The organism is Hoeflea sp. YIM 152468, from assembly GCF_029210485.1.
Classification (GTDB): Bacteria; Pseudomonadota; Alphaproteobacteria; order Rhizobiales; family Rhizobiaceae; genus Hoeflea.
In genome coordinates, this window is record NZ_JARGET010000038.1 from 345,688 (window position 1) to 359,315 (window position 13,628).

Below are 13,628 nucleotides of genomic sequence, written 5' to 3' on the forward strand. Positions count from 1 at the left end.
AAACGACCGCTTCATCGGATCATGCCGGCTTCCCGGTAATACTTCTCTGCACCGGGATGCAGCGGGATGGCAATGCCGTTCAGCGCGGATTGGAGCGTTACCACCGCCCCCTTGGCATGACCGACATCGAGCAATTTGCGTGTGGCCGGGTTCCACAGCGCCCTGGTGACCTGGTAGATCAGATCCTCATCCTGCTCCAGCCGGGTCAGCCACTGTGCTCCCACCGCAATCGTCGGGACGCCGGGCACACCGTCATAGACGCCGTCCGGTATCGCGTCCCGGGTGAAGAATGAATGCTGCAGAACCATCCCGTCCACGTCGGGGCCTTGGATGGGAACGAGCACAATGGCAGCACTGGACGCAAGCTCGGCGATGGCCCTGGCGGGATAGCCGCCGACAAAGAACAGCGCATCGATCCGGCCTTGGCGCAGCGCATCGGCCGCATCCTCCGGCATCAGGTTTTCGATCGTGATGTCGGCATCGGAAAGACCGAAGGCCTCGAGGACCAGACGTGCATCGGGGTAGGTTCCCGAATCGGTCTTGTCGAGGGAGACACGCTTGCCCTTCAGGTCCGCGACCGAGCTGATGCCGGAGGCCTTGGCGGCAATCAGGTGAATATGTTCGGGATAGAGCGCAGCGATGACGCGCAGATCGCGCATCGGTTCCTGGCCTTCGAATATTCCGGTACCGGAATAGGCCCAATAGGCGACGTCGGACTGGGAGAAGCCGGTGTTCAAGCCGCCCGAGATGATGGCGCTGACATTGGCCACTGACCCATGCGAGGATTGCGCCACCGCCACCAGACCGGGGACACCGCAGGACCCGCCTTCATCGCATTGGCGGGAACCGGGCGGGTTGGAGATGGCATTGGCGATGGTGCCGGCCAGCGGGAAATAGGTTCCGCCGACGCCGGCGGTTCCGATGGTGAAATAGCGGATGTCCTGGGCCTGGGCACTGCCCGCGCCGGCGACCAGCGCAACCGCACTTGCCAACACCCTGGCGGCGCATAACAGCGTCGATAGCCTCAGTCCCATCTTTTTCCCCCACCTTGCAAGCTGCACGGGACCGGTCTGGTGCCGATCTTTTTCACGCCGCAACAAAGTCGCGGTTTGGCTCATCAAAGTCAAAGGCAGCCGCTGGAAACCGCTCAGCGTGGTAAAAAAGGATGTCAGTCTTCGAGGGCGCCCTTTCGTGCGGCAACGGCTGCAGCCTCGCCGATGATCTTGAGCACATTGTCACCCATGCGAATGAAACGACGGATACGCCGGGTCAGCACATAGCCCGCCTGCGGCGCCAGCACCGCAACAGATCCACCCTTGCAGCCGGGATTGACGATGATTTCGGCCAAGACTTGTCCTGCGGCGACACGCTGGCCGGGCTCGACATGAAACAGGATCGTGCCGCCCACCGGCGCCAGCACCATCTCGACATGGCGGATGGGTTTGCCGACGAAGGTCTGGCTCAGGACCGGGGCCTGTTTGCCGTCATTAGCGACAACGCCTCGCCCTTGCAGAAACCGGTAAATGCCCTCGGCGTCCTTCCTGGCCAGGCTTGCATCCACATCATTCTGGCCGCGCAATTCGACCGTGGTGACACAGTGACCAGACAGATCGCCGTTTGGCGCCCGGGCCAGCATCTGCTCGAAAATGGCCTCTTCGAAAGCCCGGTCGGAGCCGCAATCCCACAACACGGCTGCTTCTGCGTCCAGGCAGGCGGCGAGATCGGACATGTCCGGCCACAGTCTCTCGGGCGCATAGATATACTGAACAGCCTCATCGTCGCAGTGCAGATCGAGCACGATCGGACAACCATCGGCAAGTTCGAGCAGCCGGCTTTTGAGACGGCGCTCGGCGAACACCGGCGCCGACGCGTGGTCGAGGTGTCTTGTGCCGCTCGCGTCGGGAACCGGGAAATCGCGGTTGAAATTGGCCCGCGTCCCGGTCGAAAACCGGCCCATGTGCTCCCCGTAATGATGCTGCGCCGCGCCGATCGGGTTGGCGTGCGGCACCAATGTCAGCGACCCCTGGAGACGTCCCTCGGCCTCGGCCTGCTCCAGCATCGGAATGAGGTAATGCATGGCTGCGACACCAGGGCGTTCGTCGGCATGCAGGCCAGCCTGGATGTAAACGCTCGGGGCGGAAGCGTCAGAGCCGGCAAACCTGTGAATGATCAGCTCATAGGCTATGCCCGGAGTTTCACCGGCGATGGATTCGATCTCGGTCTTCATCTCGTATCACCCTGACTGTCTGTTTTGCGGCGCGCAGACGATTACACCCGTCGCGCACCGATGTCGCTCAGAATTTCGCGCGCGGCATTGTGGCCCGGAACACCGGTGACGCCGCCGCCGGGATGAGTGGCGGAGCCGCACATGTACAGACCCTTCATCGGGGCGCGATAGGCGGCATGACCCAGAACCGGACGCGCCGAGAACAGCTGGTTGAGACTGAGCTTGCCATGGAAAATGTCGCCGCCGACGAGCGACAGCTTGCGTTCGAGATCCAGCGGCGACAGCACCTGGCGGCCAAGCACGCTCCTGGCAAAGCCGGGCGCATAGCTGTCGACTGTGTCGATCATCAAATCGGCGACAGCCTCCTTGTGATCGTCCCAGGATGAGCCGCCGGGAAAGTCGTCGGGCAGGTCCGGCGCAACGTGCTGGCAAAACAGGCTGGCGACATGCTTGCCCTCGGGCGCCAGTGTGGAATCGAGCGTTGAGGGGATCAACATTTCGACCACTGGCTGGCGCGACCAGCCATGGGCGCGGGACTGAAGATAGGCGCGGTCCATGTAGTCGAGCGACGGCGCAATGATGATGCCCGCGGTCAGGTGATCGCCTGCTTCGGGACGCGCCGTGAATCTCGGCAGCGCATCCAGCGCCACATTCATGCGGAAGGTGCCGGAGCCGCTTTGCCAGTAGCCGATGCGGCGGCGGAAATCGGCGGGCAATGGCGCGTCCTGCAGCAGATCGCCGACCAGCAGTTGCGGATGGATGTTGGAGGCAACGATATCAGCTTCGTAACGGGCACCGTCTTCGGTGATGACGGCGGACACTTGGCTGCCGGCGGTGTCGATACGGGCGACCGAGGCGCCGGTTTTTACCACAACGCCTTTTTCCTCACAGGCCCGCCGCATGGCTTGGGTGATGGCGCCCATGCCGCCGATGGCGTGGCCCCAGATGCCCTGTTTGCCGTTGACCTCGCCAAAGCAGTGATGCAGCAGCACATACCCGGTGCCCGGCGTATGCGGACTGACCCAGGCCCCGACAATGCCATCAAACCCGAACAGCGCCTTGATCGGATCGCTTTCGAACCAGCGGTCCAGAATCTCGCTGGCCGAACAGGTGAAGAGATCGAACACATCGCGGCGCGCATCAAGCGGCAATCCGGCGAACTGGCGACCCAGTGATGCGGCCTTCAACAACTCCGGCACTGCCGAGATCCAGTTGCCTTCGGTGACATTGGGCGGCGTGCGCAGCAACAGGTCACGCAGCACATTGGCGGCGGCGTCGAGCATGCGGTTGAACCCGGAAAGCGCCTCGGCGTCTTTTTGCGAAAACTGCGCGACGGATTGGCTGGTCCGTCCGGGCCCTGCCTCGAGCGCGCGGCCATCGGGCAACGGCAGAAAATTGCTCATGCGGCGCTCGACGATCTCAAGTCCGTGACGGGCCAGGTCGAGATCGGCGATCACCTTGGGATTGAGCAATGACACCGTGTAGGAGGCGACGGAATTGCGGAAACCGGGATGAAATTCCTCGGTGACGGCGGCGCCGCCGATGATGTCGCGTTTCTCGAGAACGGTGACCTTGTGCCCGGCCGCAGCCAGATAAAAGGCGCAAACCAACCCGTTATGGCCGCCGCCGACGACAACTGCATGTTTCATGTCTGATGTCCTGCTCCCTGTACCGGCGCATCCTGCACCGGGAGCAAAGCCCGGCGCAATGGTTTGCGAGCCGGCACCGGTGGCCTTCGCAGCTTCCCGGCTATATTGCAGGAAATCTCCTGTCGGCGATCCTGTCGACCAGTTCGGTGGGCAGATCAGTCATGAATTTCAGGTGCAGGCCATCGTCGGACCGATCAATCACCGCACAGGGAAATTTCACAGCCAGTCCCTCAAGCACGAAGTAGACGAAATCGGGTATCGGCTCTGCAACAAGCCGGCACACGTGACAGCCGCTTTCGGAGATATTGTCCATCCTGCAGGACTGCGATGTGTAACCGCGAACCCCGTGACGCAAATAGTAGACTTTGCCCACCTTGTTGGTTTGCCGGCGCGGTTTTTCACGCCTGTCCTCATCGGGGAGACGCGACAAATAATGCTTCGGTGCTCTCAAACCAGTCCCTCCCTATGCCGCTCGACACATGCCTAGGTTTTCCGGGTTAAGTTCCAGTGAAAATTGAATAAATGACCCACGCAGGATCGTGCTAACGGCACGGCCTTGTAATCTATGATCAATCTGCTTTTGTGCGCGGCCGCTGCTGATATCGCAATTGCCATCATCGGGCATGAGAGGCGAGACTTGACGCAGGTCGCGTCATGGTGCGCACTCGGCTATGCCTTCACTTATGAATGATTCGCCCACAAATGCCGCCGAGTTCACGGTCAGTGAGCTGTCTGGCTCGATCAAGCGGACCGTCGAGGATACGTTCGGCTATGTCCGGGTCCGCGGCGAGATATCCGGCTATCGCGGGCCGCACTCCTCAGGTCATGCCTATTTTTCGTTGAAGGATGACAAAGCCCGTATCGAAGCGGTGATCTGGAGAGGCGTGTTCTCGCGGCTCAAACACCGGCCCGAAGAAGGGCTGGAAGTGATCGCCACGGGCAAGATCACCACCTATCCTGGTTCGTCGAAATACCAGATCGTGATCGATTCGATCGAACCTGCCGGGGCCGGGGCGTTGATGGCGCTGATCGAGGAGCGCCGGCGCACGCTCGCCGCCGAAGGCCTGTTTGACGAAGCGCGCAAGCAATTGCTGCCCTCTATGCCGCTGGTGATCGGCGTGGTGACATCACCGACAGGGGCGGTGATTCGCGATATCCTGCACCGGATCGAAGACCGGTTTCCCGTCCATGTCATTGTCTGGCCGGTCCGGGTTCAGGGCGAGACGTCAGGCGAGGAAGTGTCTCGCGCCATTGCCGGGTTCAACGCGCTTGGTCCAGACGGTCCGATCAAACGACCCGACCTGGTCATCGTTGCGCGGGGCGGCGGCAGCCTTGAAGACCTTTGGGGTTTCAATGACGAAGCGGTGGTGCGCGCCGCAGCGAGCTCGGAAATACCGCTGATCTCGGCGGTCGGCCACGAGACCGACTGGACGCTGATTGACCACGCCAGCGACCGGCGCGCGCCGACGCCGACGGGGGCTGCGGAAATGGCAGTCCCGGTCAAGGCGGACCTCGAAGCACAGATTGCCGCGTTCACGGCCCGGTTGAAATCGGCCCAGTCACGCACCCTTGACCGCCGCCGCGAGGCGGTCCGCTCGCTGGCGCGGGCACTGCCGACGCTCGACAGCGTGCTGGCGCTGCCGCGGCAGCGGCTGGACCGGTCGGGTCAGGGGCTTGGCCAAGCGCTGCAACTCAACACGGCAAACCGGCGGCGCAGTTTCGACCGGCAGGCCGGGCGGCTCACGCCGGTCGCGCTGGTTTCGGCGATTCGGGAAAAGCGCCAGATGGTGCGCGACAGGATTTTGCGCGCCGATCGCTCACAGGAGCGGCGGCTCGATGGGTGGCGGTCACGGCTGGAGCGCCATGCTCAGGTTCTTGCGGCGGTGCCTCGCCGGATCGCCGACATCCATGCGCGCGGGCGGGATCGCCTCACAGACCTTGGCCGCAGAAGCGACAGCACGCTGACCATGATGCTGGATCGGCGCAAACGTGGCCTCGACGCCCAGGCGCGGATGCTCAACTCGCTGTCGCATCACAGCGTGCTGGGGCGGGGATTTGCGGTGATCCGCGATTGTGACCGCAAGGTCCTGGCGCGGGCTGCTCAGGTCGATGCCGGCACCATGCTGGCCATCGAGTTTGCAGACGGCGAGGTCTCGGCTCTTGCCAACAGTGGCGACAAGCCTGTGTTGCGACCGAAGAAGCCGGTTCGCACCAAAGCCGGCAAGCCGGCCGATCAGAAACAAGGCGACTTGTTCTGAACCGGATTGCCCGCTTCCGCCACGATGGCTTCGCCTCTAAAGTGCGTCGCATCAAACCGGTTCCGGGTGACGCATTTTAGGCACTTTGTTTATGGATGTCGTGGCCGCAAAACCGCTGCACACTTTTGCGCGACCTGCATCAGCTGAAAAACTGCTGGTACAGATCCGGCTTGAAGCCGACGAGGATCCGGTCATCCGCCTGCAGCACCGGGCGCTTGATCATCGATGGCTGGGCCAGCATCAGCGCGATGGCCTTGTCTGTGTCGAGATCCTGCTTGTCGGTGTCGGGGAGCTTGCGGAAGGTGGTGCCGGCACGATTGAGAACAGTTTCCCAGCCGGCTTCATCGCACCAGCGCTGAAGGTGGTCACGATCAATGCCCGAAGCCTTGTAATCGTGAAACTCTGCCTCGATCGAATGGTCGGCGAGCCAGGCCCGCGCCTTCTTCATCGTGTCGCAGTTTTTTATGCCATACATGGTCACGGTCATGATCGGTCTTTCCCGGTGTTCTATCCAGAGATCAGCGGCGCCAGCGCCTCATTCCCACTCGATGGTTCCGGGCGGCTTGGAGGTGACGTCGTAGACGACGCGGTTGATGCCCTTGACCTCGTTGATGATCCGGGTCGCGGTCTTGCCGAGGAAATCCATGTCGTAGGGATAGAAGTCCGCGGTCATGCCGTCGACCGAGGTGACAGCACGCAGCGCGCAGACGAACTCGTAGGTGCGGCCATCGCCCATGACGCCAACAGTCTGCACCGGCAACAGCACAGCAAAGGCCTGCCAGATGGTGTCATAGAGGCCTGCCTTGCGGATCTCGTCGAGATAGATGGCATCGGCCTGACGCAGGATGTCGAGCTTGTCGCGGGTGATGCCGCCGGGGCAGCGAATCGCCAGTCCCGGGCCCGGGAAGGGATGTCGGCCGATGAAGCTTTCGGGCAGGCCAAGCTCACGTCCCAGCGCGCGGACTTCGTCCTTGAACAGTTCGCGCAAGGGCTCGACCAACTGCATGTTCATCCGTTCGGGCAGACCGCCGACATTGTGATGCGACTTGATCGTGACCGACGGACCGCCGGAGAACGACACACTCTCGATAACATCGGGATAGAGCGTGCCCTGAGCCAGGAAATCGGCGCCGCCGATCTTCCTGGCCTCTTCCTCGAAGACCTCGATGAACAGCCGGCCAATGGTCTTGCGCTTGGTTTCAGGATCAGCCTCGCCTTCAAGCTGCGAGATGAAACGGTCGGAGGCATCGACCATCTTCAGCGACAGATTGTAATGCTCACGGAACATCGCCACCACGTCGGCGGCTTCGTTGAGGCGCATCAGGCCGTGATCCACCAGAATGCAAGACAGCTGATCGCCGATGGCTTCGTGAATGAGCAGGGCTGCAACGGAGGAATCAACGCCGCCCGAGAGCGCGCAGATGACCTTGCCGGAGCCGACCTGGTCGCGGATCTTCTGCACCATTTCCGCCCGATAAGCGGCCATCGACCAATCGGATTTGAGACCGACGATCTTGTGGACGAAATTGGACAGCAGTTTCGCACCATCGGGCGTATGCACGACTTCGGGATGGAACATGGTGGTGTAATAGCGCCGCTTTTCGTCAACCGAGATGGCGAACGGCGCATTGGGTGATGTGCCGATGACCTCGAAACCATCCGGCAGCCGAGTGACCCGGTCGCCATGGCTCATCCAGACCGGATACTTGTTGCCGACGTCCCAGACGCCCTCAAACAGCGGCGAGGGTTTCAGGATCTCGACGTCGGCGCGGCCGAATTCACGGTGATGGCCGCCTTCGACCATGCCGCCGATCTGCATGCACAGGGTTTGCTGGCCATAGCAGATGGCCAGGATCGGCACGCCGGACTCAAACACTGCCTGCGGCGCGCGCGGCGAGCCTTCGCGGGTGACCGAATCCGGCCCGCCGGAAAAAATCACGCCCTTGGGCTGCATCCGCTCAAAGCCTTCATCGGCGAGCTGGAACGGGACGATCTCGCAATAGACGCCGGCTTCACGCACCCGGCGCGCGATGAGCTGCGTCACCTGACTGCCGAAGTCGATGATCAGAATGGAATCTGGATGAGTGGTGTGGAGGATATCGTTCATGGCGAGCGATTAAGCCAAAGCGGCGCCGGATGCAATCGCTGCTTCGACGCGATCCACCGCTTGGGCGAGTTTTTCATCGATGATGTGGAGATATTCGGTCCAGTCGCCGATATGGTTGAGCTCAACCTTGCCATCGGAGATGCCGCGCAGGCCCAGGACCGGGACGCCGAAACGGCTGGCGGCGCGCAAGACCGCAAACGTTTCCATGTCGACCATGTCAGCGTCGATGAGATCGTATGCGGCACCCGAGACGATATTGGCGCCGGTCGACAGGCTTGCCGATGGAACGTCTTGCGCGATCACCGGCAGCGGCACGACGGCCGGCAGATCGAGAAACGGCGTGCGCCCCTTCTCGAAGCCAAGCGCGCTCGCGTCCATGTCGCGGTAACTGACCGCTGAGACCTGGTAGACATGGGTTTGCTCCAGCGACCGCGACCCCGCCGAGCCCAGACAGACAATGCAATCGGGCAGTTCATGCTCGATAGCGGCAAGACTTGCTGCAACCGCCCCTGCGGCCTCAACCGGACCCACGCCGGTGAACAGCGGCGTGAACCGCGCCTTGAGATGTGGGCCATATTCCGGCTCCGCCGCCATCACATAAAGCACCCGGCGATCGCCGGCCATCTTGATTGCGCCACTCATCCGTCGATCCCTTCGCGTCCGCGCACCACCATCATGGTGCCGGTCATGGATGCAATCAGCTTAGCCGGGCCATCGGAGAGCGCATATCCACGCCCGTCACTGACAATGATGGTGCTGCCGGGCTTGGTGACCTCGCCGCGAAACAGGAAGCGGTCACCCCGGCCGGGCGACAGCAGATTGATCTTGAACTCGATGGTCAGCACTGCGGCCTCCGGCGGCATGACCGAGAGTGCGGCGTAACCACAAGCCGAATCAAGCGCTGTCGACAGAATGCCCGCGTGAAGAAAACCGTGCTGCTGGGTCAGGTCATCGCGAAACGGCATCTCGATCTCGACAACGCCATATTCGACGCGGGTGAGAACCGCGCCGATGGTGCGCATGGCGTTCTGGCGGTCGAAGCTGGCGATGACGCGTTCGCGGAAATTCTCGTCTGGCCTCTCATTCATGCGGCAGATCCTTTCGCAGGTGCGAAGGTGCCAAGCGACAGGACAAACAGCAAGCGAATTTTCTGCAATGCCTGGATCAGACCGGATTGAGCCACCAGATTGAACCGTTGAGCAACCCGGCAAAGGCGACCCATGCGGCATAGGGCAGGAACAACAGGGCGGACGGCCGATCGCGGTTCCAGCCGATCGCAATAAAGCTCAGGATCGCAACCAGCATGGCGATCAGCACCACGAGCGCCAGATCGGGCCGGTGCAGGGTGAAGAATGCCGGCGACCAGAGGAAGTTCAGCGTCATCTGGACAAACCAGAGTTTGGGCAGCCAGGTGCCGCGCTCGCGGATGAACACCCGGGCGCCGGCGATCCCGATCAATATGTAGAGCGACGTCCAGACCGGGCCGAAAATCCAGCCCGGAGGATTGAACAAAGGCTTCTGCAGTCCCTGATACCAGGGACCGGGGAGCGTCAGATAACCAATCGCGCTGCCGCCAGCGACCGTGAGGCCGATAAACAGAACCAGGATCAGTGCGTGCGATCTATTCATCGTTCCCCCTCTTGCCCCTCACGATCGATTGCCGGCCCGAAAATACCGTCTCCGATTGTCACATCTTGCGGCGGAAGCCGGCGAAATAAAATCCGTCGGTGCCGGTACGGCGCGGCGACAGCAGCAATCCCAGGTTCGAAACCGCATAGGGAACCGGTGCATCGGGATCTGCCACTGCGGACCGCCAACGCTGCTTGAGGCTGATGGTTTCAAATTCCGGGTGGCGCTGCAGGAACGCCTTGACCCGATCCGTGTTTTCTTCAGGCAGGAGCGAACAGGTGACATAGGCCAGTTCGCCGCCTGGACGGACATAGAGCGATGCATCATCGAGCACCTGATCCTGATCGGCGATGCGGTCGCTGATGTTCTTTTCCGATATGCGCCATTTGGCATCGGGGCGGCGGCGCCAGGTTCCGGTTCCCGTGCATGGCGCATCGATGAGCACCCGGTCCATGCGGCCTTCAAGACCGGAGAGTTTGGCCACCCGATCCTTGATATAGATGATCTCGGCGCCTGCACGCCCGATGCGTTCGACCATCGGCGCAAGCCGGCGCCGGTCGGCATCATAGGCATTGATACTTCCCTCATTGCCCATCATCGCCGCGAATGCCAGCGACTTGCCGCCCCCGCCAGCGCAATAATCAAGCACCTTTTCCCCGGCAGCCGCGCCTGCCAGACCTGCGGCCAATTGCGATCCTTCATCCTGAATTTCAAACCAGCCGCGGGTGAAACAGACCTCGCCGGTGGCAGCGATCTGGCGCTTGGGCCCTTCGCTTGCTTCGATCCGGATACCGTTTGGTGCCAACCGGGTGGGCCGGGCGCCATGCGCGTTAAACTCGGCCAGCACCTGATCGCGCTCGGCCATCAGTGTATTGGCTCTGAGATCAAGCGGAGGACGGGCTGCCATCGCCTGCGCTTCCGCTTCCCAATCAGCGTCGAATGCCCGTTCGAAGGACCCTGCCAGCCATTCCGGGATATCGGCCCGGACATGGGCCGGCGCCGCCGACAGATCCCGCCCCAGGCAAGCCGCAAGGACCCCGACAGACGGAATCTCAGGTGCGAACTTGTCTCCATCGAGGCTGGAGGTCAGCTCTTCCGGGCTGATGTTCCATTGCCGCAGCAAGGTGGCCACGGCCAGGTCGGCGGGCGTATCGCCATCCATAAGGAAACCGTGCGACAATTTCATGCGCAACGCGTCATGCACCAGGTTGGATATGGCCGCGCGATCACCGGAGCCGGCAAAACGATGCGACGCACCCCAGTCCTTCAGCGCCTCGGGCACCGGTCGATGCCGGGTTTCGATGTCGGTGAGAACTTCAATGGCTGCTTGCAGTCGACCGCCGAGGCGCATGATCTTGTCTCCGAACGCACAGGGCTCATAGCCAGACACCTGAACTATACCGCTTATGCATTGCTTCAGTTGGATGGAGCACCTGGCGCATCCCGGCTGAGGTACGGCGCTGCAGGTGGCCTCTGCTAGAGGGTTTCGTGCGCAAATGAAAGCTGTTTGACTGTCAGTACGCCTATATACAGCGACCGCCGTCAACTTCCATGGCGACACCGGTGATCATCGCCGCCTCGTCGGAGCAGAGGAAACAGGCGGCATTGCCCATGTCCTCGGGCGTCGAAAACCGCCCCAGCGGGATGGTCGCCAGGAATTTGGCACGCATTTCCGGCGTGTCTTCGCCCATGAACGACTTGAGCAGCGGTGTTTCACCTGCCACCGGATTGAGGGCATTGACCCGCACGCCGGAGGGAGCCAGTTCCACCGCCATGGATCTGGTTGCCGTGATCATCCAGCCCTTGGAGCAGTTGTACCAGCTCAGTCGCGGGCGCGGGCTTACCCCTGCGGTCGAGGCGATGTTGAGAATGGCGCCCGAGCGCTTCTGTTTCATGGCCGGAACAAAATGACGGGCGGTGAGGAAGACCGACTTGGCATTGACCGCCAGCACCCGGTCGAAATCTTCCTCGCTGACCTCGTCCAGTGCGGCCGGCAAATGGGTGATGCCGGCATTGTTGACCAGAATATCGAGATCGCCGTAGCGGCCAAGCACGTGCTTGGCCATTGCTGCAACACTTTCATTGCTGGACACATCCACAGCCACGGCACATGCCTGATCGCCGAGCGCCGATGCAAGGTCCGTGGCCGCATCGGCGTTGATATCAGCGATGGCGACGCGTGCGCCCTCACTCAGAAACTTGCGAACGATGCCTGCGCCAAATCCGGATGCGCCGCCGGTCACCAGAGCCGTCTTGCCTTCAAGTCTCATCACTTGCTCCTCAATGAAACATCAATGACCATGCCAGACGGCGACAGTCTTGAGAGCGGAAAATCCGTAAAGCGCTTCAAATCCCTTTTCGCGGCCATGGCCTGATTTGCCGACGCCGCCGAAGGGCAACTCCACCCCGCCACCAGCGCCATAATTGTTGATGAAGACCTGCCCGGAGCGGATGGAGCGCGCCATCCGCATCTGACAGCCGCCGTCGCGGGTCCAGACGCCGGCGACCAGACCGTAATCGGTGCCGTTGGCGATGGCCACCGCTTCCTCTTCATCGCGGAACGGAATGATCACCTGCACCGGGCCGAAGATTTCATCACGCGCAAGCGCATGGCCGGGATCAACATCGCCGTAGAGCGTTGGCCGGACATAATGTCCGCCCATCGGCGCGGATTTCGGCATCTGTCCTTCGGCCACCGGGGCGAGACCGTCTTCATCGGCTTCCGCGAGAAACCCCTGAACGATGTTTTTCTGGCGCTCCGAGATCAGCGGGCCAACCGCCCGATCCTCGATCGCCGCACCGACGGTCAGCGCCTTGTAGCGCTCGCTCATCAGCCGCACGACCTCCTTGTGGATCGAAGCCTCGACAAGAATGCGCGACGACGCCGAGCAGGTCTGACCGGCATTCTGGATGCCGGCATTGACCAGAAACGGCAGCGCCCGGTCGAGATCGGCATCGGCGAAAACGATCTGCGGAGACTTGCCGCCAAGTTCGAGCGTCACCGGGATGACATTGCGCGATGCGGCTTCCTGAACCTTGCGTCCGGTCTCGACCGATCCGGTGAAGGAAACATGCTGGATGCCGGGATGGCCGCAGAGCGCCGCTCCAGCCTCCTCGCCCAGTCCGGGCACCACATTGAGCGCGCCATCGGGCAGGCCGCAATCAACCGCGATGCGGGCGAAGGCCAGCGCCGTCAATGACGCTTCTTCAGCCGGCTTCAAGACTGCGGCATTGCCCATCGCCAGCGCCGCGCCGACCGAACGGCCGAGGATCTGCATCGGATAGTTCCAGGGGATGATATGGGCCGTCACGCCGTGCGGCTCGCGCAGTGTGTAGACCGTGTAATCATTGAGATAGGGGATGGTTTCGCCGTGGATCTTGTCGGCCGCGCCGGCGTAGAATTCGAGGTAGCGGGCCAACGCGCGGGCATCGGCACGGGCCTGGGTCAGCGGCTTGCCGACGTCATGAGCCTCGAGATTGGCCAGCCATTCGATGTGATCCTCGACCGCCCGCCCGATCCTGGCGAGCAAGCGGCCGCGCTCGGCAGCGCTCAACTGGCCCCATTCGCCATCGCGCGCAAGCTGCGCTGCGTCAACAGCCGCCTCGATTTCGGGCTTGCCGCCACGGGCGATGCGTCCGATCTCCTTGCCGGTCGATGGATCTTCCACCGGCAAGGTCTTGCCGCCGCTGGCGCCGATCCAGCGGCCGCCGATCAGACACTGGCTGGTGTCGAAACCGGCGTCAAAGGGGTTGGACAT

Annotated in this window: 13 protein-coding genes; 1 reads left to right on the forward strand and 12 read right to left on the reverse strand. The window is 62.2% G+C overall.

All coding sequences use genetic code 11. The features are described 5' to 3' along the window. Positions 1–11: 11 nt before the first annotated feature. The 4 genes from PZ897_RS19635 to PZ897_RS19650 form a co-directional block, all read right to left on the reverse strand. The gene (locus PZ897_RS19635) at positions 12–1,034 is read right to left on the reverse strand and encodes a TAXI family TRAP transporter solute-binding subunit (RefSeq protein ID WP_275754446.1); all 1,023 of its coding nucleotides are present in this window, start codon (positions 1,032–1,034) and stop codon (positions 12–14) included. 134 nt (positions 1,035–1,168) lie between these two features. Continuing rightward, a complete protein-coding gene (locus PZ897_RS19640; RefSeq protein WP_275754447.1) occupies positions 1,169–2,227 on the reverse strand; it encodes a succinylglutamate desuccinylase/aspartoacylase family protein in 1,059 nt (352 codons plus the stop codon). 41 nt (positions 2,228–2,268) lie between these two features. Continuing rightward, entirely contained in the window at positions 2,269–3,876 is a 1,608-nt protein-coding gene (locus PZ897_RS19645; RefSeq protein WP_275754448.1) for an NAD(P)/FAD-dependent oxidoreductase, read from the reverse strand. 100 nt (positions 3,877–3,976) lie between these two features. After that, positions 3,977–4,327, reverse strand: coding sequence for a PilZ domain-containing protein (locus PZ897_RS19650; RefSeq protein ID WP_275754449.1), 351 nt, complete (start codon positions 4,325–4,327; stop codon positions 3,977–3,979). A 220-nt stretch (positions 4,328–4,547) separates the two neighbouring features. On the opposite strand from PZ897_RS19650, the gene xseA reads away from it, so the two are divergent. Next, positions 4,548–6,134 carry an exodeoxyribonuclease VII large subunit gene (xseA, locus tag PZ897_RS19655; RefSeq protein WP_275754450.1) on the forward strand — a complete coding sequence of 529 codons (1,587 nt, stop codon included), beginning with the start codon at positions 4,548–4,550 and terminating at the stop codon, positions 6,132–6,134. Positions 6,135–6,273: 139 nt separating this feature from the next. On the opposite strand, the gene PZ897_RS19660 is transcribed toward xseA, so the two are convergent. From PZ897_RS19660 to PZ897_RS19695, 8 genes are all read right to left on the reverse strand, one after another. Further along, positions 6,274–6,621, reverse strand: coding sequence for an ArsC family reductase (locus tag PZ897_RS19660; RefSeq protein ID WP_275754451.1), 348 nt, complete (start codon positions 6,619–6,621; stop codon positions 6,274–6,276). A gap of 48 nt (positions 6,622–6,669) precedes the next feature. Further along, entirely contained in the window at positions 6,670–8,232 is a 1,563-nt protein-coding gene (gene guaA, locus PZ897_RS19665; RefSeq protein WP_275754591.1) for a glutamine-hydrolyzing GMP synthase, read from the reverse strand. Positions 8,233–8,250: 18 nt separating this feature from the next. Beyond that, complete coding sequence (locus PZ897_RS19670) at positions 8,251–8,883, reverse strand: 5'-methylthioadenosine/S-adenosylhomocysteine nucleosidase (protein WP_275754452.1); 633 nt, start codon at positions 8,881–8,883, stop codon at positions 8,251–8,253. Continuing rightward, positions 8,880–9,329, reverse strand: coding sequence for a PaaI family thioesterase (locus PZ897_RS19675; RefSeq protein WP_275754453.1), 450 nt, complete (start codon positions 9,327–9,329; stop codon positions 8,880–8,882). Before PZ897_RS19675 ends, PZ897_RS19670 begins: the two co-directional genes overlap by 4 nt. 76 nt (positions 9,330–9,405) lie before the next feature. Beyond that, a complete protein-coding gene (locus PZ897_RS19680; protein ID WP_275754454.1) occupies positions 9,406–9,870 on the reverse strand; it encodes a TspO/MBR family protein in 465 nt (154 codons plus the stop codon). 58 nt (positions 9,871–9,928) lie between these two features. Next, a complete protein-coding gene (locus PZ897_RS19685; protein WP_275754455.1) occupies positions 9,929–11,221 on the reverse strand; it encodes an RsmB/NOP family class I SAM-dependent RNA methyltransferase in 1,293 nt (430 codons plus the stop codon). A 172-nt stretch (positions 11,222–11,393) separates the two neighbouring features. Beyond that, a complete protein-coding gene (locus tag PZ897_RS19690) occupies positions 11,394–12,140 on the reverse strand; it encodes a glucose 1-dehydrogenase (protein WP_275754456.1) in 747 nt (248 codons plus the stop codon). A gap of 21 nt (positions 12,141–12,161) precedes the next feature. Further along, the gene (locus PZ897_RS19695) at positions 12,162–13,628 is read right to left on the reverse strand and encodes an aldehyde dehydrogenase family protein (RefSeq protein WP_275754457.1); all 1,467 of its coding nucleotides are present in this window, start codon (positions 13,626–13,628) and stop codon (positions 12,162–12,164) included.

Coding starts and splice junctions, on each gene's coding strand:
- PZ897_RS19695 (WP_275754457.1), bottom strand. CDS start 13,628: ATGTCCAACCCCTTTGACGCCGGTTTCGACACCAGCCAGTGTCTGATC.
- PZ897_RS19685 (WP_275754455.1), bottom strand. CDS start 11,221: ATGCGCCTCGGCGGTCGACTGCAAGCAGCCATTGAAGTTCTCACCGAC.
- PZ897_RS19670 (WP_275754452.1), bottom strand. CDS start 8,883: ATGAGTGGCGCAATCAAGATGGCCGGCGATCGCCGGGTGCTTTATGTG.
- PZ897_RS19660 (WP_275754451.1), bottom strand. CDS start 6,621: ATGACCGTGACCATGTATGGCATAAAAAACTGCGACACGATGAAGAAG.
- PZ897_RS19675 (WP_275754453.1), bottom strand. CDS start 9,329: ATGAATGAGAGGCCAGACGAGAATTTCCGCGAACGCGTCATCGCCAGC.
- xseA (WP_275754450.1), top strand. CDS start 4,548: ATGCCTTCACTTATGAATGATTCGCCCACAAATGCCGCCGAGTTCACG.
- PZ897_RS19680 (WP_275754454.1), bottom strand. CDS start 9,870: ATGAATAGATCGCACGCACTGATCCTGGTTCTGTTTATCGGCCTCACG.
- PZ897_RS19645 (WP_275754448.1), bottom strand. CDS start 3,876: ATGAAACATGCAGTTGTCGTCGGCGGCGGCCATAACGGGTTGGTTTGC.
- PZ897_RS19635 (WP_275754446.1), bottom strand. CDS start 1,034: ATGGGACTGAGGCTATCGACGCTGTTATGCGCCGCCAGGGTGTTGGCA.
- PZ897_RS19690 (WP_275754456.1), bottom strand. CDS start 12,140: ATGAGACTTGAAGGCAAGACGGCTCTGGTGACCGGCGGCGCATCCGGA.
- PZ897_RS19640 (WP_275754447.1), bottom strand. CDS start 2,227: ATGAAGACCGAGATCGAATCCATCGCCGGTGAAACTCCGGGCATAGCC.